General features: G+C 57.0%; 21 protein-coding genes. 15 read left to right on the top strand and 6 right to left on the bottom strand.

Annotated elements, in window-relative coordinates; translation table 11 throughout:
- Positions 1–42: 42 nt before the first annotated feature.
- The 5 genes from mdtM (at position 43) to ABLU73_RS19480 (ending at position 3,831) form a co-directional block, all read left to right on the top strand.
- On the top strand, positions 43–1,290 hold the full coding sequence (gene mdtM, locus ABLU73_RS19500) for a multidrug efflux MFS transporter MdtM (RefSeq protein WP_064151042.1): 1,248 nt from the start codon (positions 43–45) through the stop codon (positions 1,288–1,290).
- Between the two features lie 25 nt (positions 1,291–1,315).
- A complete protein-coding gene (locus tag ABLU73_RS19495) occupies positions 1,316–1,555 on the top strand; it encodes a DUF2164 domain-containing protein (RefSeq protein ID WP_004204157.1) in 240 nt (79 codons plus the stop codon).
- 96 nt (positions 1,556–1,651) lie between these two features.
- Positions 1,652–2,803: a double-cubane-cluster-containing anaerobic reductase gene (locus ABLU73_RS19490; RefSeq protein WP_017899135.1), complete on the top strand. Its 1,152-nt coding sequence runs from the start codon at positions 1,652–1,654 to the stop codon at positions 2,801–2,803.
- Between the two features lie 9 nt (positions 2,804–2,812).
- On the top strand, positions 2,813–3,580 hold the full coding sequence (gene yjiL, locus ABLU73_RS19485; protein ID WP_053810802.1) for a putative 2-hydroxyacyl-CoA dehydratase activator YjiL: 768 nt from the start codon (positions 2,813–2,815) through the stop codon (positions 3,578–3,580).
- On the top strand, positions 3,577–3,831 hold the full coding sequence (locus ABLU73_RS19480) for a DUF3343 domain-containing protein (protein WP_004204154.1): 255 nt from the start codon (positions 3,577–3,579) through the stop codon (positions 3,829–3,831). Before yjiL ends, ABLU73_RS19480 begins: the two co-directional genes overlap by 4 nt.
- Here the strand turns inward: ABLU73_RS19480 and ABLU73_RS19475 are convergent.
- The 4 genes from ABLU73_RS19475 to ABLU73_RS19460 all read right to left on the bottom strand — a co-directional run bounded on the left by ABLU73_RS19475 (position 3,828) and on the right by ABLU73_RS19460 (position 6,747).
- The gene (locus ABLU73_RS19475; RefSeq protein WP_264923643.1) at positions 3,828–4,892 is read right to left on the bottom strand and encodes a DUF2955 domain-containing protein; all 1,065 of its coding nucleotides are present in this window, start codon (positions 4,890–4,892) and stop codon (positions 3,828–3,830) included. The genes ABLU73_RS19480 and ABLU73_RS19475 overlap by 4 nt on opposite strands.
- The gene (locus ABLU73_RS19470) at positions 4,882–5,949 is read right to left on the bottom strand and encodes an HlyD family secretion protein (protein ID WP_043522365.1); all 1,068 of its coding nucleotides are present in this window, start codon (positions 5,947–5,949) and stop codon (positions 4,882–4,884) included. Before ABLU73_RS19470 ends, ABLU73_RS19475 begins: the two co-directional genes overlap by 11 nt.
- Positions 5,950–5,955: 6 nt before the next feature.
- Positions 5,956–6,420, bottom strand: coding sequence for a MarR family transcriptional regulator (locus ABLU73_RS19465; RefSeq protein WP_004204151.1), 465 nt, complete (start codon positions 6,418–6,420; stop codon positions 5,956–5,958).
- 162 nt (positions 6,421–6,582) lie between these two features.
- Entirely contained in the window at positions 6,583–6,747 is a 165-nt protein-coding gene (locus tag ABLU73_RS19460) for a DUF1127 domain-containing protein (RefSeq protein WP_023319656.1), read from the bottom strand.
- Positions 6,748–6,924: 177 nt separating this feature from the next.
- On the opposite strand from ABLU73_RS19460, the gene ABLU73_RS19455 reads away from it, so the two are divergent.
- Together ABLU73_RS19455 and ABLU73_RS19450 are read left to right on the top strand one after the other, a co-directional pair.
- Positions 6,925–8,337 (top strand): PLP-dependent aminotransferase family protein, encoded by a 1,413-nt coding sequence (locus ABLU73_RS19455; protein ID WP_122542483.1) that lies wholly within the window; start codon positions 6,925–6,927, stop codon positions 8,335–8,337.
- A 304-nt stretch (positions 8,338–8,641) separates the two neighbouring features.
- Complete coding sequence (locus ABLU73_RS19450; protein WP_004204147.1) at positions 8,642–10,492, top strand: nuclease-related domain-containing DEAD/DEAH box helicase; 1,851 nt, start codon at positions 8,642–8,644, stop codon at positions 10,490–10,492.
- Between the two features lie 10 nt (positions 10,493–10,502).
- Here the strand turns inward: ABLU73_RS19450 and fosA are convergent, their stop codons facing one another.
- Positions 10,503–10,922, bottom strand: a complete 420-nt coding sequence (gene fosA / locus ABLU73_RS19445) for a FosA5 family fosfomycin resistance glutathione transferase (RefSeq protein ID WP_032418092.1) — start codon at positions 10,920–10,922, stop codon at positions 10,503–10,505.
- The gene (locus ABLU73_RS19440; protein ID WP_060656742.1) at positions 10,916–11,824 is read right to left on the bottom strand and encodes a LysR family transcriptional regulator; all 909 of its coding nucleotides are present in this window, start codon (positions 11,822–11,824) and stop codon (positions 10,916–10,918) included. The genes fosA and ABLU73_RS19440 overlap by 7 nt, the downstream gene beginning before the upstream one ends.
- An 86-nt stretch (positions 11,825–11,910) precedes the next feature.
- Between ABLU73_RS19440 and ABLU73_RS19435 the strand changes: the two genes are divergently transcribed.
- The 8 genes from ABLU73_RS19435 (at position 11,911) to ABLU73_RS19400 (ending at position 17,737) form a co-directional block, all read left to right on the top strand.
- Positions 11,911–12,693, top strand: coding sequence for an NAD(P)H-dependent oxidoreductase (locus ABLU73_RS19435; RefSeq protein WP_023319649.1), 783 nt, complete (start codon positions 11,911–11,913; stop codon positions 12,691–12,693).
- 141 nt (positions 12,694–12,834) lie between these two features.
- Positions 12,835–13,419 carry a TetR/AcrR family transcriptional regulator gene (locus ABLU73_RS19430; RefSeq protein WP_017899140.1) on the top strand — a complete coding sequence of 195 codons (585 nt, stop codon included), beginning with the start codon at positions 12,835–12,837 and terminating at the stop codon, positions 13,417–13,419.
- 21 nt (positions 13,420–13,440) lie between these two features.
- The gene (locus ABLU73_RS19425; protein ID WP_064187912.1) at positions 13,441–14,247 is read left to right on the top strand and encodes a winged helix-turn-helix domain-containing protein; all 807 of its coding nucleotides are present in this window, start codon (positions 13,441–13,443) and stop codon (positions 14,245–14,247) included.
- Positions 14,244–14,762 carry a FidL-like protein gene (locus ABLU73_RS19420; protein ID WP_004204137.1) on the top strand — a complete coding sequence of 173 codons (519 nt, stop codon included), beginning with the start codon at positions 14,244–14,246 and terminating at the stop codon, positions 14,760–14,762. The genes ABLU73_RS19425 and ABLU73_RS19420 overlap by 4 nt, the downstream gene beginning before the upstream one ends.
- A gap of 445 nt (positions 14,763–15,207) precedes the next feature.
- A complete protein-coding gene (locus ABLU73_RS19415; protein ID WP_004182810.1) occupies positions 15,208–15,486 on the top strand; it encodes a BMC domain-containing protein in 279 nt (92 codons plus the stop codon).
- Between the two features lie 17 nt (positions 15,487–15,503).
- A complete protein-coding gene (locus ABLU73_RS19410) occupies positions 15,504–15,788 on the top strand; it encodes a BMC domain-containing protein (RefSeq protein ID WP_002442227.1) in 285 nt (94 codons plus the stop codon).
- Positions 15,789–15,800: 12 nt separating this feature from the next.
- Positions 15,801–16,079 (top strand): BMC domain-containing protein, encoded by a 279-nt coding sequence (locus tag ABLU73_RS19405; RefSeq protein WP_004146125.1) that lies wholly within the window; start codon positions 15,801–15,803, stop codon positions 16,077–16,079.
- A gap of 53 nt (positions 16,080–16,132) precedes the next feature.
- On the top strand, positions 16,133–17,737 hold the full coding sequence (locus ABLU73_RS19400; protein WP_348850378.1) for an acetaldehyde dehydrogenase (acetylating): 1,605 nt from the start codon (positions 16,133–16,135) through the stop codon (positions 17,735–17,737).
- Positions 17,738–17,745 lie beyond the last annotated feature (8 nt).

The raw sequence follows: 17,745 nt of genomic DNA, 5'->3' as shown, positions 1-17,745 counted from the left end.
TCTGAACAATAGCGCTGATAAATATTCCACAGGGAGGGCGAGATAATGCACCGGATGACCCACTGGCTAACCCGGCACGCCGCCGCGCTGTTCTTCCCGGCGGCGCTCATTCTGTATGATTTTTCCGCCTATCTCACCACCGACCTGATCCAGCCGGGGATCCTCCACGTGGTGCGGGATTTCAACGCCGATGTGGCGCTGGCTCCAGCCTCGGTAAGCCTGTATATGGCCGGCGGCATGGCGCTGCAGTGGCTGCTGGGGCCGCTCTCTGACCGAATCGGACGGCGTCCGGTACTGCTCACCGGCGCGCTCATTTTCACCCTCGCCTGCCTGGCGACGCTGTTCACCACCTCCATGACCCAGTTCCTGATTGCCCGCTTCGTGCAGGGCACCAGCATCTGCTTTATCGCCACCGTCGGCTACGTCACCGTGCAGGAAGCCTTTGAGGAAAAAAGGTCGATCAGGCTGATGGCGGTGATCACCTCCGTCGTGCTGGTGGCGCCGATCGTCGGCCCGCTTTCCGGCGCGGCGCTGATGCATTTTATCCACTGGAAAGCGCTGTTCGGCATTATCGCCGCCATGGGGCTGGTGGCCTGGCTGGGGCTGCTGTTGACCATGCCGGAGACGGTGCGCCGGGGCGATGTGCCGTTCAGCCCCCTGGGCGTGCTGCGCGATTTTCGCAACGTCTTTCGCAACCGCATCTTTTTGCTCGGCGCCGCCACGCTGTCGCTGAGCTATATTCCGTTGATGAGCTGGGTGGCGGTATCGCCGGTGATTTTAATGGACGCCGGCGGGCTGACCACCAGCGAGTTCGCCTGGAGCCAGGTGCCGGTCTTCAGCGCCGTCATCATCGCCAACCTGTCGGTGGCGCGCTGGGTAAAAGATCCCACCCGCCCGCGCTTTATCCTCAGCGCGGTGCCGGTACAGATGCTCGGCCTGGCCATCCTGATCGTTGGGAATCTGGTATGGCCGCACGTCTGGCTGTGGTCGGTGCTCGGCACCTGCTTCTACGCCTTCGGCATCGGGCTAATTTTCCCGACGCTGTTCCGCTTTACCCTCTTTTCTAACGACCTGCCGAAAGGCACGGTTTCCGCCTCGCTGAATATCGTGATCCTCAGCGTCAGCGCCTTATCGATTGAAGGCGCGCGCTGGCTGTGGTTCCATGGCGGGAGACTGCCCTTCCACCTGTTGGCGGTGGCCGCCGGGCTCATCGCCGCCTGCTGCCTCGCCGGACTGTTACGCCACCAGCGTCAGTGTGCGCAAGCGGTCATTGAAGCCCGGCAGTCGTGACCCCTTTTACGGAGAAAGCCCCATCATGAGTGAGATTGAACTCAGCCCGGCGCAGCGTGACCTGCTGCGCGACAGGCTCAGCAAGTACTGCGAAGAGACGTTTAACCTCGAGCTGGAGCAGTTTGACGCTGAATTTTTTGTCGACTTTATCGCCCAGGAGCTGGGGCCGCTGTTCTACAACGCCGGTATCGAAGAGGCCATCCGCACTCATCTGGCGTGGAGCGAGCGGATCCAGGAAGAGATGGATTTAAAGAAGGTCTATTAACGCCGCGCGCAGACGCAGGAGATCAATAAAAACACACAATCAACAGGGTTATAATGGCGACTCTTTCAGCATCTCCCGTGTACGGGGAAGGAAACCATGTCGCTTATCACCGATCTACCCGCCATTTTTGACCAGTTCTCGGAAGCTCGCCAGAAGGGCTTTCTCACCGTCATGGATCTTAAAGAGCAGAACGTGCCGCTGGTAGGCACCTACTGCACCTTTATGCCTCAGGAGATCGCTATGGCGGCGGGGGCCGTGGTGGTCTCGTTGTGCTCCACCTCCGATGAAACCATCGAGGAAGCGGAAAAAGATCTGCCGCGCAACCTCTGCCCGTTAATCAAAAGCAGCTACGGCTTCGGCAAAACCGATAAATGCCCCTACTTCTATTTCTCTGACCTGGTGGTCGGGGAAACCACCTGCGACGGCAAAAAGAAAATGTACGAGTATATGGCCGAGTTCAAGGCGGTCCACGTGATGCAGCTGCCGAACAGCGCCAGCGACGCAGCCTCCCGCGCCCTGTGGAAAGCGGAGATCCTGCGCCTACAGCAGGTGATTGAGGCGCGGTTTGGCGCGCCGATTAGCGAGGCGGCGCTGCGTGAAGCCATCGTGCTGAAAAACCGTGAACGCCGGGCGCTGGCCCACTTTTATCGTCTCGGGCAGCTCAATCCGCCGGCGCTCAGCGGCGGCGACATCCTGAAAGTGGTGTACGGCGCCACCTTCCGCTTCGACAAAACCGCGCTGATTGACGAGCTTAACGCCATGGCGGAGCGCATCCGTCAGGAGTGGCAGCAGGGTAAACGACTGGCATCCCGCCCGCGCATTCTGATCACCGGCTGCCCGATCGGCGGCGCGGCGGAGAAAGTGGTTCGCGCCATCGAAGAAAACGGCGGCTGGGTGGTAGGCTATGAAAACTGCACCGGCGCGAAGGCCACCGAGCGCTGCGTGGCGGAAGAGGGCGACGTCTACGACGCCTTAACCGACAAATATCTCGCCATCGGCTGCTCCTGTATTTCCCCTAACCATCAGCGCCTGCAGCTGCTGAGCCAGATGGTGGAGGAGTACCAGGCCGACGGGGTGATCGACGTCATTCTGCAGGCCTGCCATACCTATGCCGTGGAATCGCTGGCCATCAAACGCCATCTGCGCCAGCAGCACGACCTTCCTTATATGGCGATAGAAACCGACTATTCGACAGCGGACCTCGGCCAGCTCAGCACCCGCGTCGCCGCCTTTATCGAAATGCTGTAAGGAGCACGCGTGATCTACACGGTTGGTATTGATTCCGGCTCCACTGCCACGAAAGGCATCCTGCTGGCGGACGGGGTGGTTACGCGTCGTTTCCTCTGCCCGACCCCCTTTCGCCCCGCCGACGCCATCCATGAGGCCTGGGAGACGCTGCGCGCTGGCCTCGCGGAAACGCCCTTTTTAACCCTCACCGGCTATGGCCGCCAGCTGGTGGATTTCGCCAATAAACAGGTGACGGAGATTTCCTGTCATGGTCTCGGCGCCCGCCTGCTGGCGCCGGACACCCGCACGGTGATTGATATCGGCGGCCAGGACAGCAAGGTTATCCAGCTGGATGCCGGGGGCAACCTCAGCGACTTTCTGATGAATGACAAATGCGCCGCCGGCACCGGCCGCTTTCTGGAGGTCATTTCACGCACCCTCGGCGCCAGCGTCGAACAGCTGGACGCCATTACCGACGGCGTGGAACCGCATGCCATCACCAGCATGTGTACGGTATTCGCCGAATCGGAAGTCATCAGCCTGCGGTCGGCGGGGGTCACGCCGGAGGCGATTCTGGCGGGGGTGATTAACGCCATGGCCCGGCGCAGCGCGAACTTTATCGGCCGCTTATCAGCGCAGGGGCCGCTGCTGTTTACCGGCGGCGTCAGCCACTGCGCCGCCTTTGCCCGCATGCTGGAAAGCCATGTCGGCATGGCGGTGACAACCCATCCCGACGCCCAGTTCGCCGGGGCGATCGGCGCGGCGCTGATCGGCCAGCGCCAGCGGAGGCGCGGATGACAACGTTTCTGTTTTTATTTCATTCCACGGTGGGAGTGGTGCGAACGCGCAAAGCCCTGCAGGCGGCGGGAATGACCTTCGAGGTCAAAGATATTCCCCGCCAGCTGCGCAGCGGCTGCGGGCTGTGCATCCTGCTTGAGGGGACGGAAGCCGACGCGCGAGCCTGGATCGTCCCGGAACAGACGGCGGCGTTATATCAGCAGGACGGGGAGGCGTGGCGCTGTCTCGCCACCTTCCCACCGGCAGGTTAATCGCTTACCACAAAGCGCGTCGCCGCAAAGCAGTTCAGCAGACGGTGCATAAGAAAAACCAGGGTCAGCGTGACCACCAGCGAGACCGTCACCGAGGTGATGCGGTACAGATCGCTGAACACCAGATCCTGATAGGGATGCAGGTTCTGGCCAAACATAATGCCGATGGTGGTAATGCTGGCGAAGCCCACCCCGGCGCCCACTTTCTCCATCACGTGCAGGCGGGCGCTAAAGGCCAGCCCGAGGCCAATCAGCGGCATCATCAGGATCATGTGATTGCTGAAGTCATAGATAATCAGCTGCACCACCAGAATATAGAGACAGGCCAGCACCACCCCCGCCACGCGCCAGATCGAGCTGATCACCGCCCCGCGATAGTGCATCGGGAACAGGATCAGGATCCCGGCCATCAGCGCCGACAGCGAGTCGCTGAGATCGCAGATCTGAAACACCACGAAGATGATCGTCGCCACCGTGCCGGAGAGCAGCGACTCGTGGCGGATGCGGGCGGCGTCTTTTTCAATGCGCGGCGGCGGCTTGCGCGGTTCGACGTCCGGGATCAGGTAATGCAGCAGCGCGCTCAGCACCACCGCCAGCACGCACGCTTCCATGTTGGAGAACATCAGGGTGTGCCAGTTGCTGGTCGGGTAGCTCATAAAGTTGAGCATCGTGCTCTGACACACCACCCCCATCGACCCCAGCAGAAACAGCGGCCCCTGGCTCATAAAGCGAAAACGCATCACGTACAGGGCGAACACCACCAGCGTCATGATCACCGGCCATTGCGACAGATAACCGACAATCAGCACCATTTCGACGCAGTTCACCGCCGCGCTGAACACAAACTGGCGGGCGACGTGGCGGTTGAACACCGGCACCAGCGACATCAGCATCAGCGGATACACCACAAAAAATACGCCGTACTGCACGTCGTAGAAGGTGGAGATGCTGAGCGCAATGGTCCCGGCCACGGCGATACGCACCGTCTGGCGAAAATCATTCGCCGTGTAGACGATATTGCCGTGCGGGGTAAAGACGTGCGCCAGGGTATTAATAGACATAGTGCAACCAGCTCACCAGATGAATCTGCAGGCCGGCGAAGGTGCGGGCGAAGGGTCCCTCGCTATTGTACAGCTGCACCGTGGCGCGGGCGCCGGTCGGCAGCGGTTTCGCCAGCGGCTGATCCAGCGCGACGTGAATGCGCATTCGCTGGGCATCACGCACCCAGCGGGTGGACTGTTCCGGCTGCGACAGCTGCCCGTTAACCGCCTCCTGCCCCGCCAGAATCCCGGCATCGCTGCTGGTCACGTGCGCCGGGAAAACTTTCCCCGGCAGGGCGTCAAAAACCACCGCCGCATCGGTGTTTACCGCGGTGTGGCGCAGGCTCTTCTCACGGAAGTCAGCGACGATATCGGTATTGTTGTTGACCAGCGCCAGCACGGCCGTCGCCGCGGTGGCGTAGATCCCCGGGTTAAGCTGCAGGTTGCTGACCATGCCGTCAGTTTCCGCACGCACTTTGGTCCAGGCCAGGTTCAGCTGCGCCTCCTCCAGCGCGTTGCGGTATTTCTGCAGGGTGACGTTGCGCTTATCGTCGCGCTCGCCGCGCTGGATCAGCAGGTTCTGGATCTGCGCGTTCAGCGCCGAGACCGACTGCTCGCTGGTCTGCCAGGTGGTCCGCACTTTGTCGAGATCGGACTGCGAGACGTTCTGCATGGTGCTCAGGCGCTGATAGCGATCGAGCGTGACCTTATCGTTACGGGCGGTGTACTGCGCGGTGCGCAGGTTGGCGCGGGCGGCGGCGATTTGCGCGTCCAGCTGCTGGTTGCTCAGCTTCGCCTGTTCAAGGGCGATCTGTGCCGCTTCAACTTTATTAATGAATGGCGTCGGGTCGAGCTCATACAGCAGGTCGCCCTTTTTCACCTGGCTATTGTTATGCACGTAGACGTGCGAGACATAGCCGGAGACCCGCGACGAAACCGGGGTCACCACGCGCATGACGGTGGAGTCCGGCGTCAGCGGGATCCAGATATCGGCAACGATAAACCAGGCGAATATTCCCAGAAAAGCGGCAATACTCACCCGTACCCAGCGGGCAAATTTTTGTTCAGGCGTCATCATAGTGTGTTAGATCTTGTTATCTTCTTCGCGGATATTCCGCAAACGGCAGGCGATTTGATTTAACGTGGCGCTGAAGGTGACGAGGTCGGCCTCCGGGATGGTCTGGGTTACGCGCTCCTGATAGGTCTCGATCACGCGGCTCAGTTTTTCCAGAATAGCCCGCCCCTCGGCGGTCAGCGTCAGCAGGCGAATGCGTTTGTCATATGGCGATGTGGAACGCAACAGATAGCCCTGCTTTTCCAGTAATGAGAGGGTGCGCGTCAGCGGCGGCAGTTCAATCCCCTGCACCTCCGCCAGTTCGCTGACCGAGACGTTGTCCCCCAACTGATGCAGTTGCATCAGCACCGTCCAGCTGGACTGGGTGAGTCCCGTATCGGTGATAGCGGAGTCAATAATCGCGCGCCACTGGCGCACCACCATGGCCATCCGCATCCCCAGCGGGCGGCGGGCAAACAGTTCGTCTTCAGTCACAGCTTTTCCTCTCATTGTTGAGAAGAAAATAATACTTATCAGGGTAAGTATCAAGAAACGGAAGGTCACGTCGCATCAATTGATAAATTTCGTGAATGATTCCCCGGCATCGCCAGCGCTTACCGGGGCAAAGAAGAAGTGATGCCTGAAAAAAAGCACTTTTTAATTGATCTGATCCCGACGCAGGCCGATATCTTTCAGCTGTTCGTCGCTCATTTTCTGCAAAGCTCTACGCGTTTGCTCCTGAAGCCACCATTTTTTGACAAACCGTACCAGCAATACGAAACCGATAAATGGCTGTCTTGCCCTGTTCTCATGAAATTCCATCCTCTACCTCCTCACCTTGCCAGAGACTTTATCTTCACGGATTTGGGGGGGAGGAATACAGATTCACAAAACACTTTTCTTTAACATACAGATTGGCTAAAACGTACAGCAGACCGCAATTTTTCCTGCCATCTGTACTGGTTATTCCATCTGTATGGCGACAATTAAGGATACAGCATGACCCGCTATCAACATCTTGCTGCGCTGCTGGCCGAACGCATTGAACAGGGCCTGTATCGCCACGGCGAAAAGCTGCCGTCGGTGCGCAGCCTGAGCCAGGAGCACGGCGTCAGCATCAGCACCGTCCAGCAGGCCTATCAGCTGCTTGAGCAGCAGCAGATGATTGTGCCGCAGCCGCGATCGGGCTATTTCGTCGCCCCCCGCAAGGCCCAGCCGCCGGTGCCGCCGATGTCGCGTCCGGTGCAGCGTCCGGTGGAGATCACCCAGTGGGATCAGGTGCTGACCATGCTCGACGCCCGCTACGATAAAACGATCATCCCCTTCGGCGGCGGCTCGCCGGACGTGACGCAGCCAAGTCTGAAGCCCATCTGGCGCGAACTGAGCCGGGCGATCCAGCACAACCTCACTGAGGTGTTGAACTATGACGAACTGGCCGGTCGCCGCGAGCTTCGGGAGCAGATCGCCCGCCTGATGCTCGACGGCGGATCGGTGGTGACTGCCGACGATCTGGTGCTCACCAGCGGTTGCCACAGCGCGCTGTCGCTGGCCCTGCTGTCGGTGTGCCAGCCAGGGGACATCATCGCCGTGGAATCCCCCTGCTACTACGGCACCATGCAGATGCTGCGCGGACTGGGATTAAAAACGATTGAGATCCCCACCGATCCGGAAACCGGGATCAGCATCGAGGCCCTGGAGTTGGCGCTGGATCAGTGGCCGATCAAAGGGGTGATCCTGGTGCCGAACTGCAACAACCCGCTGGGATTTATCATGCCGGACGCCCGCAAGCGCGCGGTGCTGAACCTGGCCCAGCGCCACGATATCGTTATTTTCGAGGATGATATCTACGGCGAGCTGGCTACCGAATATCCGCGCCCGCGCACGATTCACTCCTGGGATATCGACGGCCGGGTGATGCTCTGCAGCTCCTTTACCAAAACCATCGCCCCCGGCCTGCGCATCGGTTGGATAGCGCCCGGGCGCTACTACGACAAGCTGCTCCAGATGAAGTACGCCGCCAGCGGCACTAACGTCCCTTCAACCCAGCTGGCGGCCTTTAACTTTATTCGCGAAGGCCATTATCACCGCCACGTGCGGCGGATGCGGCAGATCTATCAGCGCAATATCGAGATCTACACCTGCTGGCTGCGGGAGTTTTTCCCCTGCGGGATCTGCGTCACCCGGCCGAAGGGCGGTTTTATGCTGTGGGTGGAGCTCCCGGAGCAGGTGGATATGGTCTGCGTCGCCAAACAGCTGTGCCGGCTGAAGATCCAGGTCGCGCCGGGGTCGCTGTTTTCCGCGGCGGGCAAGTATCGCAACTGCGTCAGGATCAATTGCGCCCTGCCGCCGACCGAGAAACATAAAGCGGTGATGGTTAAGCTGGGAGAAGCGGTGAAGGTGGCGATGGAGTGAAGCTGCGGCATTCCCACAATCTGCGAGCCGGTAACCCGGAAAAGGCGCGGTAAGCGCGCCTCCGGGCAAGATATACGCTCTTTAAACATTCTAAAATCACTCTTACAAATACGAAAAACAAAACAATTCATATAAACAATATTTCATTATTATTGAATAACAATTTTTGTGGTGCAAAACCATAAATACCAATATATATTGGCCCATTCACAAATACATGGTGGCATTTTAAGTAATGCCGTTAAAAAGCATGACTATTAACTTTTAAAGTATAAGCGTAGTCATACAGTTAGCTGAGAGCAAAATGGCAACGATCATCCCAACCATCGGAAGCTGCGGTAACAAGATTACTGCCGGAGAAAAGCGTCTTGCGAGAATTTTTGAAAGCAATCTGAGTAGCGATTGTACTTGTTGGTATGACATTCCTACTGGCGAAAAACAAACACATCCTGATTTCATCATTCTGGATCCTCAGCGAGGGCTGCTTTTTATTGAAGTGAAGGACTGGTATATTTCAAAAATAAAATCCGCTAATAAAACACATGTGATATATGAAACATCAAATGGTGACATTTCTCTAACCCATCCCATAGAACAGGTCAGACAATATTCTTACGGCGCAATTAACTATCTAAAGCGGGACCCACAACTTCTTCAGGACAACGAAAAATATAAAGGACAATTTTGCGCCCCCTACGGTCATGGAGTCTACCTCAGTAATATTACACGTAAGCAGTTAGATAAATACTTTTCCAATAGTGATATTTTTCCTTCTGATATCGTGATTTGTAAAGATGAAATCACCGAGTTTATGTCATCTGAAGAAATATCATTACGCCTATTTTCTTTGGTCAAACATACATTTTCTAAAGAGATAAGTAATAAGCAAGTAGATCGTATACGTTGGCATTTATACCCTGAAATTCGCATCACCCACGCTCTCGATAAACCAGAGAGTTCTGCCAAATCAATATCTGTACTCCGAACGCCGAATATTATAAAAATAATGGATACTCAGCAAGAATTACTCGCCAGAAGCCTTGGTGAGGGGCATCGGATAATTCACGGCGTCGCCGGCTCAGGTAAAACCTTAATTCTCCTTTATCGTTGCCTACACCTGGCGAAAGATAATAATTTAAAGAAACCTATTCTTGTCGTGTGTTATAATATAATGCTGGCCCAAAAATTAAAATCTCTAATAAAAAGCCATCAACTTACGGTTCCGGTTGAAATTACCAACTTCCATGCATGGTGTTATAAGCAAGCAAAAATTAAAAATATTCTCCCTAACTCAAAGCAAAATTTTATAGAAAATCTTGAGCAAGCTGTTATTGCTGGTTTTCAAAATAAAACAATAGCAGCAGAACAATATAGTGCGGTATTAATTGATGAGGGGCATGATTTTAAACAGGATTGGCTAAAAATACTTTCTGGAATGGTTGATAGCGAAACTAACTATCTATTATTTCTATATGACGATGCGCAATCAATTTATCAGAAAAAAAGCTCACTTGATTTTACGCTTTCCAGCGTTGGTATCAAAGCTCAAGGGCGTACAACTATTCTTGACATCAATTATCGAAATACACAGCAGATTCTCCACTTTGCTACCAGCATTGCATTTGATTATTTAAATGATCATATTGAGGATAACTTTAAATATCATAAACCAGATGCTGGTGGACTTCAAGGCCAGGATCCAAACATGCTTATTTTTGATAACCACCAACAAGAAATCATCCATATAATTAAATGGCTAAAGCAACAACATCATACTGGTGTTAGCTGGAATGACATGGCTATATTATGTCCCTCGACCGCACATCTTTCTGCAATATTAGTAAAAGAGTTAAGGGATTCAAAAATCCCGCACTATTTTATAGCAAGCTCGGAAGATAAAAAACGCTACTCACCACAAAGCGATTTTTTGTCTATTATACCTTTGCCTAGTAGCAAAGGTCTCGAGTTTCATTCAGTCGCAGTGATAGATAGTTCAAACATAATGGGTAATAGCGATGATCTCAGCGACGAGATCAAGCGACTATATGTTGGTTTCACTCGGGCAACCAATAATTTGCTTGTGACTTTACATCAAAAAAATGTGCTCAGCAGACATTTAACCTCAACTTATAATCAAATCTATAACAATGCATAGTAGCCCCCTGTCACTCATCAAAAAACACCATCCCCTTATACGGCTGTTCGCGGCAGGCGGCCAGCCGCTGGGCGAGGCTGCCGACGTGCAGCTCCAGCTTGTGGCCGTCGGGGTCGAGGAAGTAGTGCGAGGCGCCTTCGCTGCGGTTCAGCTTCCAGACCGCCACGCCGGCAACCTCAAGGCGGGCGGCGAAGCTAGCAAAATCGGCTTCGCTAATGCTAAACGCATAATGGGTGTAGTCGCTCTCCTCCGGCGGGGTAACGCGCCGCTGCGGATCCAGCGACAGGCACAGCCACAGATCGCCGCAGGAGAGATAAGCCCCGCTGTCCCAGCGGGCGTGCAGCGTCATGCCCAACAGCTGCTGATAAAACGCCACGCTCGGCGCCAGCTGGCTGACCGCCAGGGTCAGGTGATTCAGTCCGCTCAGCATGTCTGTTCCTCCAGTGAATTCACAATGAACTGGCGCAGCCATTGATGCGCCGGATCGCGGTGCCAGCGCTCGTGCCATAGCATCAGCATCTCAAAGCCGGCGACCGCCAGCGGCGGCTCGACGACGACCAGCCCGCTCTGCCCGCGCACCAGCCGCTCCGGCAACACCGCCACCAGATCGCTATTACGCAGGGTCTCCAGCATAAACAGGAAATGTGGCACGGAAAGGACAACCCGCCGCGTCAGGCCAAGATTCGCCAGCGCGGTATCGGTCGCCGCGCTGAAGCCGCCTCCGTCCGGGGAGACGATCGCTTGCTCCAGCTGACAGAACGTTTCCAGGCTCAACCCTTGCCGCAGCACCGGATGCCCGGCCCGGCCCGCCAGCACGTAGCGCTCGCGAAACAGCAGGCGCTGATGCAGCCCCGGCGGCGCGCCCTCGCGGGTATGGAAAAAGAGATCCACTTCATCGCTGGCCGCCTGCTGCTCCAGCCGCGCCGGCTGGAGTTCGAATACCGCCAGCCGACTGCCGGGAGAGGCCTGCCGTAGCCTGCCCAGCATCGGCATGAGAGTCGCCGAAGCCATATAGTCCGTCGCCGCCACCCGCCAGGTCTCCGCCGCCGCGGCCGGATTAAAAGGTGCTACCGGCGCCACCGCCTGCTCCAGCGCGGCTAACGCAGCGCGCAGCGGCTGGCGAAGCTCATCGGCGCGGGCGGTGGGCTGCATGCCGCGCGGGCCCGGCATCAGCAGCGGGTCGGCAAACATCTCCCGCAGCCTGGCGAGTTGAATGCTGACCGACGGCTGCGACAGATTCAGCCGCTGCGCCGCCCGGGTAACGTTATTTTCACTGAGCAGCACGTCGAGCGTGCGCAGCAGATTGAGATCCAGACGATGTAAATTAATCACAGCTATACCTGGGATTTAAGTAATTAATTTCTACTATAGCGCCAGCTTTCCTACTCTGCAGCTCTTCCCACTTCAGAGGTGATGTTATGAAAGTACTGCTGATTTACGCCCATCCGGAACCGCGCTCCCTCAATGGCGGTTTAAAAAATTTCGCCATCCGTCATCTGCTGCAGGCCGGTCATGAAGTCCAGGTCTCCGATCTCTACGCCATGCGCTGGAAGGCCGGGTATGACGCCGACGACAGCGGCGCGCCGCCGGTCGGCGAGTTCTGGCGTCCTACCCTGGACTCTAAACAGGCCTTTGCCCAAGGTACTCAAAGCGCGGATATCGCCGCCGAGCAGGAAAAGCTGCTGTGGGCCGATACGGTGATTTTTCAGTTTCCGCTGTGGTGGTTCTCGATGCCCGCGATCATGAAAGGCTGGATCGACCGGGTGTACGCCTGGGGGTTTGCCTATGGCGTCGGCGAGCACAGCGACCGCCACTGGGGCGATCGCTATGGGGAAGGCACCTTCGTCGGCAAGCGAGCGATGCTGATCGTCACCGCCGGCGGCTGGGCGGAACACTATTCACCGCGCGGGATCAATGGCCCCATCGACGACATCCTGTTCCCCATTCAGCACGGTATGCTGTTCTATCCCGGCTTCGAGGTGCTTCCGCCGCTGGTGTTCTACCGCACGGACAAAACCGATGCCGCGCAGTTCGCCGACCAGTGCGCCACCCTGGCCGAGCGGCTGGACACGCTGTGGCAAACCGAGCCCATTCCATTCCGCCGGCAGAATCATGGCGACTATCTGATCCCGTCGCTAACGCTGCGCCCGGAGCTGGCGCCGGGGCAAAGCGGCCTGGCGGTGCACCTGGCAACGAAATAAACCTCAACGCGATAGCCCTTCCGGGTTATCGCTTTCATTAATATGACAATTTGTGAGCCTCCACGCATTAACGGCATCGCATCGCGCGAAGCCGCCTCTCATATTGATAGCGATCAAAAATAATCATACCGTCTGGTCGGTATGATTCCGGCCATGAACATGGAAGCCCAGCATCGTAAAAAAGATCCCGTCCGTCTCCACCGTCAGCTGCTTGAATCGGCGGCGATGATTGCCGGCCGGGACGGTATCGCCGCCCTGTCGCTGAACGCTGTCGCCCGCGAGGCTGGGGTCAGCAAAGGCGGCCTCCTGCACCATTTTCCCAATAAGCAGGCGCTGATTTTCGCTCTGTTCGCCAGGCTGCTGGCGATTATGGAAAAGGCGATTAGCGAACTGATGGCCGCCGATAACATCGCTTACGGACGCTTTACCCGGGCCTATTTGCACTATCTGTCCAATCCGCAGTTGACGGACACGCACGAAAGCCGTCAGCTGATGGTGCTGTCGCTGGCGATGCCGGACGAACCGGTGCTGCGAAAATGCTGGCGCGACTGGATGCTGGATCATCTGGCGCAAGGCGATGCGCTGGATAACGGCCCAACCGGTACCCTGGTACGCTACGCCGCCGACGGTATCTGGTTATCTGAGCTGACCGAGGGGCGCACCATGAGCAGCGAACATCGCCAGTCGCTGGTGAACGATCTGACCAAAATGACGCTTCCCGCATGAAGCGAATAGAGTGAGGCCGCGATGCGCTACAACATCAATGCCCGTCTCATTTATGATGCAACAGACGGCACGCTAACCCTGCCCGGCAGCGATGAACCAGATAGCCAGCTATCCATCACCGCCAGCGCGCTGCTCTATTTTTTTCTCCGCCATACCGGCGTGGTCAGTCGCGATGAAGTGTTGAAAAAAGTCTGGGACGATAACGGCTTAACTTCTTCCAATAGCAACCTCAACCAGTATCTGAGCATGCTGCGCAAAACTTTCCGCCACTACGATATCGATAACATTATCGTCACCGTGTCGCGCGGCATGCTGCAGCTGAATCAGGATCTCAGCATCGAACTGCTCGACGCCGGGCCGGCGCTGGCCGATGTCGCCAGCCCGGCCGCGCCGCCTGGCGAACCCGCCGGGGCAGGAAGGGAAACCATACCGCCTGCCGCTTCACCACACGCGCGCGGAATGTGCTGGTATCTGGCCGGCGGCTGCCTGCTGGTCATCGCCCTGCTTCTGGTGGCATTCACGTTTGCCGGAACCCACGTCGCCCGGCCAATTAATCTGACGCTGATGAACCACCGCCAGTGCGAACTGCTCGCCAGCGATGAAATGCTGCGTTCGGTCTCGGCGACGGCCTACAGTAAGAATTTTGATGAGGTGCGTCAGCGGCTGAAGCTCAGCTGCAAGCCGGGGGAGCGTTTTGTTTTCTTCTATGGCGACCGGCTGGAGACCAACGGCCTGGGCCGGGTATTTCTCGCCCACTGCGCGATGCACGAAGACAACCCGTTTAGCTATTGCGATAACTACTTTTACTACTCCTGGAAGCCGCAATGAGACTCGCGCCCCGCACCTTTTTCGCCCTCTCTGCCCTCGCGTTTATCGCCGCCGCCGGGTTTAGCGCCTGGCGCCTGCTGCCGGATGCCAACGACGGCGTGATGAGCTGCTCCACCAAAGCGATCATGCGTTTTGAAAACATGGAAAAAGAGAATGTGAACGGCAATATCCATTTTAATTTTGCCGCCAATGGCAACGGGTCGATGGTAGTGGAAGGCTATACCGATTCTGCCGCCGGCTGGCTCTACCTGCAGCGTTACGTCAAATTCAGCTACACCAGCCAGCGCATCTCGGCGACCGAGCGCCACTACCGCATCAAGAAATGGGAATCCAGCGCCTCGTCCATCGATGAATCGCCGGATGTCATCTTCGACTATTTCATGCGCGAGATGTCCGACAGCCACGACGGCCTGTTCCTCAATGCGCAAAAGCTTAACGACAAAGCTATCCTGCTGAGCTCTATCAACTCACCGCTCTACATCTGCACGCTGAAGTCCGGCAGCACGCTTAATTAACCCGTCCCCCCTGTACCACCGCGAGGAAAATGCGCCCTCGCTCACGCTCCATTAATGCCTCTTTTCCCTGGATGCTAAAAGCGCACGTTTTGCGTTTATCTTCGACGCGAGAACTTGAGCATACCCACAATTATAACGTGGCCATATTACCGATTGCTGGCAAGTAATTAGCATCTTATTAACATTCATCTCCCGCCGATAAATAGCTTAAAAAAACGCCATATCATCATGAAAATCCTCACGCATGAAACAGGATTAAGAGATAAAAAGAAGCCTAAATAAGGCTAAATAGCAGAGTAAAAACCTAAAATATTCATCTACACGGATTTAAATTTCACTTCTCTCCCCATTCCCTATAGTGAACCCCGAACGCCGCTTCCGCGTGTTGATGCCGTTACGCGGACGGTTTTCCCGAATCACAAAACCTGTTCTGGAGGAGATCACGATGGGTGATGCATTGGGGCTTATCGAAACCAAAGGTCTGGTGGCCTGTATTGAAGCAGCGGACTCGATGTGTAAAGCCGCCAACGTCGAACTAATCGGCTATGAAAACGTCGGCTCCGGCCTGGTCACCGTGATGGTGAAGGGCGACGTCGGCGCAGTAAAAGCGGCGGTGGATTCCGGTGTGGAATCGGCGCAGCGCATCGGCGAAGTGGTGACCTCGCTGGTCATCGCGCGTCCGCATAACGACATCAACAAAATCGTCATTAAACACAAGGCCTGAAGGCCAGGAGAACGCAAATGGGTGATGCATTAGGTCTGATTGAAACCAAAGGTCTGGTGGCCTGCATTGAAGCAGCGGATGCGATGTGTAAAGCCGCCAACGTCGAACTGATCGGCTATGAAAACGTCGGTTCCGGCCTCGTCACCGCGATGGTGAAAGGCGATGTCGGCGCGGTGAAAGCGGCGGTGGATTCCGGCGTTGAATCGGCCCAGCGCATTGGCGAAGTGGTGACCTCGCTGGTCATCGCCCGTCCGCATAACGACATCAACAAAATCGTCTCGCATTACAAAATTGCGGACTAACGGAGAAACCTGATGAAAGAAGCGCTTGGTCTTATCGAAACCAAAGGTCTGGTGGCCTGTATTGAAGCCGCGGACGCGATGTGCAAAGCCGCCAACGTCGAATTGATTGGCTATGAAAACGTCGGCTCCGGCCTCGTCACCGCGATGGTGAAAGGCGACGTCGGCGCGGTCAACGCGGCGGTCGACTCCGGCGTGGAAGCGGCGAAACGCATTGGCGAAGTCGTCAGCTCTCGCGTCATCGCGCGTCCCCATAACGACATCGAAAAAATCGCGGCGCAGCACAAAGCATGACCTGACAGGGCACGCCCCGTCCCCACTCTTTTCGTCTGATGAAGGATAGACTCATGATTGAACTGGATAACGATTTGCAGTCCCGGCAGAACGCCCGGGAACTGGTGCGCAACGCCAAAAAAGCGCAGGCAATGCTGGCCACCTTTTCGCAGCAGCAAATCGACGCCATCGTGAAAAACGTGGCCCAGGAAGCAGCGCACCACGCCGAAGCGCTGGCGAAAATGGCCGCGGAAGAGACCGGTTTTGGCAACTGGCAGGACAAAGTGCTGAAAAACCGCTTCGCCTCGCTGCGCGTCTACGACGCCATCAAAGGTTTGAAGACCGTTGGCATCATTCATGACGACCCGGTAAAAAAAGTGATGGACGTGGGCGTGCCGCTCGGCGTGATTTGCGCGCTGGTCCCCTCAACTAACCCAACCTCTACGGTTATCTACAAAGCGCTGATCGCCCTCAAGGCCGGTAACGCCATTATCTTCTCCCCGCATCCCGGCGCGCGTCAGTGCAGCTGGAAGGCGATTGAGATCGTCAAACGCGCGGCGGAAGCGGCCGGCGCGCCGGAGGGCTGCGTCGACGGCATCACCCAGCTGACCCTCGAAGCCACCTCAGAGCTGATGCACAGCAAAGACGTTTCGCTGATCCTCGCCACCGGCGGCGAGGGCATGGTGCGCGCGGCCTACGCGTCCGGCACCCCGACCATCAGCGGCGGTCCGGGCAACGGCCCGGCATTTATCGAACGCAGCGCCGATATCCACCACGCGGTGAAAGATATCATCACCAGCAAAACCTTCGATAATGGCGTGATCTGCGCCTCCGAGCAGTCGATCATCGTCGAAGGCTGCATTTATGATGAGGTTCACCGCGAGCTGGAAGCGCAGGGCGCTTACTTCATGAATGAAGATGAAGCGGCGAAAATGGCGGCGCTGCTGCTGCGCCCGAACGGCACCATCAACCCGAAAGTGGTCGGTAAAACCGCGTTGTACCTCAGCCAGATGGCCGGCTTCTGCGTCCCGGCCAGCACCAAAGTGCTGATCGCCGAGCAGACCACCGTCTCACCGAAAAACCCCTACTCGCGCGAAAAACTGTGCCCGGTACTCGGTCTGTACGTGGCTGAGGACTGGAAAGCCGCCTGCCACCGCGTGGTAGAGCTGCTGACTAATGAAGGGCTCGGCCATACGCTGGTGATCCACACCCGCAACCAGGACGTCATCCGCCAGTTCAGCCTCGAAAAACCGGTCAACCGCATCCTGATCAACACCCCGGCGGCGCTCGGCGGCATCGGCGCCACCACCAATATCTCCCCGGCGCTGACCCTCGGCTGCGGCGCGGTCGGCGGCGGCTCCAGCTCCGACAACGTCGGCCCGATGAACCTGCTCAATATCCGCAAAGTCGGCTATGGCGTGCGGTCGATTGACGAGCTTCGCGCGCCGGGCAGCCGCCCTGAGCCAAAGCCGACCATCGTCACGCCGGCGAGCGATCCGCAGCGCAGCATTCTTGATGACGTGCGTTTCAACGCTCCGGCCAGCGCTGCGCCAGCACACCCGGCAGGCAGCGATGACCGCTTCGCCAGCCCAGGCGCCGCAGCGAATGCGGAAGGCGCAATCAACGAACAAAACGTGGAACGCGTTATCCGCCAGGTGCTGGAGCGCCTTGCTAAGTAACGCACTGA

Origin of the sequence: Klebsiella sp. GG_Kp175 (assembly GCF_040062325.1) — a bacterium.
GTDB lineage: Bacteria > Pseudomonadota > Gammaproteobacteria > Enterobacterales > Enterobacteriaceae > Klebsiella > Klebsiella quasipneumoniae.
The sequence above is the reverse complement of the archived record's forward strand: the minus strand, read 5'-3'. Positions and strand labels throughout refer to the sequence as shown.

Coding starts and splice junctions, on each gene's coding strand:
- ABLU73_RS19475 (WP_264923643.1), bottom strand. CDS start 4,892: ATGTCTATTAATACCCTGGCGCACGTCTTTACCCCGCACGGCAATATC.
- ABLU73_RS19410 (WP_002442227.1), top strand. CDS start 15,504: ATGGGTGATGCATTAGGTCTGATTGAAACCAAAGGTCTGGTGGCCTGC.
- ABLU73_RS19405 (WP_004146125.1), top strand. CDS start 15,801: ATGAAAGAAGCGCTTGGTCTTATCGAAACCAAAGGTCTGGTGGCCTGT.
- ABLU73_RS19425 (WP_064187912.1), top strand. CDS start 13,441: ATGCGCTACAACATCAATGCCCGTCTCATTTATGATGCAACAGACGGC.
- ABLU73_RS19455 (WP_122542483.1), top strand. CDS start 6,925: ATGACCCGCTATCAACATCTTGCTGCGCTGCTGGCCGAACGCATTGAA.
- ABLU73_RS19430 (WP_017899140.1), top strand. CDS start 12,835: ATGATTCCGGCCATGAACATGGAAGCCCAGCATCGTAAAAAAGATCCC.
- ABLU73_RS19470 (WP_043522365.1), bottom strand. CDS start 5,949: ATGATGACGCCTGAACAAAAATTTGCCCGCTGGGTACGGGTGAGTATT.
- ABLU73_RS19400 (WP_348850378.1), top strand. CDS start 16,133: ATGATTGAACTGGATAACGATTTGCAGTCCCGGCAGAACGCCCGGGAA.
- ABLU73_RS19490 (WP_017899135.1), top strand. CDS start 1,652: ATGTCGCTTATCACCGATCTACCCGCCATTTTTGACCAGTTCTCGGAA.
- ABLU73_RS19450 (WP_004204147.1), top strand. CDS start 8,642: ATGGCAACGATCATCCCAACCATCGGAAGCTGCGGTAACAAGATTACT.
- ABLU73_RS19415 (WP_004182810.1), top strand. CDS start 15,208: ATGGGTGATGCATTGGGGCTTATCGAAACCAAAGGTCTGGTGGCCTGT.
- ABLU73_RS19420 (WP_004204137.1), top strand. CDS start 14,244: ATGAGACTCGCGCCCCGCACCTTTTTCGCCCTCTCTGCCCTCGCGTTT.
- ABLU73_RS19480 (WP_004204154.1), top strand. CDS start 3,577: ATGACAACGTTTCTGTTTTTATTTCATTCCACGGTGGGAGTGGTGCGA.
- ABLU73_RS19435 (WP_023319649.1), top strand. CDS start 11,911: ATGAAAGTACTGCTGATTTACGCCCATCCGGAACCGCGCTCCCTCAAT.
- fosA (WP_032418092.1), bottom strand. CDS start 10,922: ATGCTGAGCGGACTGAATCACCTGACCCTGGCGGTCAGCCAGCTGGCG.
- ABLU73_RS19460 (WP_023319656.1), bottom strand. CDS start 6,747: ATGGAATTTCATGAGAACAGGGCAAGACAGCCATTTATCGGTTTCGTA.
- ABLU73_RS19495 (WP_004204157.1), top strand. CDS start 1,316: ATGAGTGAGATTGAACTCAGCCCGGCGCAGCGTGACCTGCTGCGCGAC.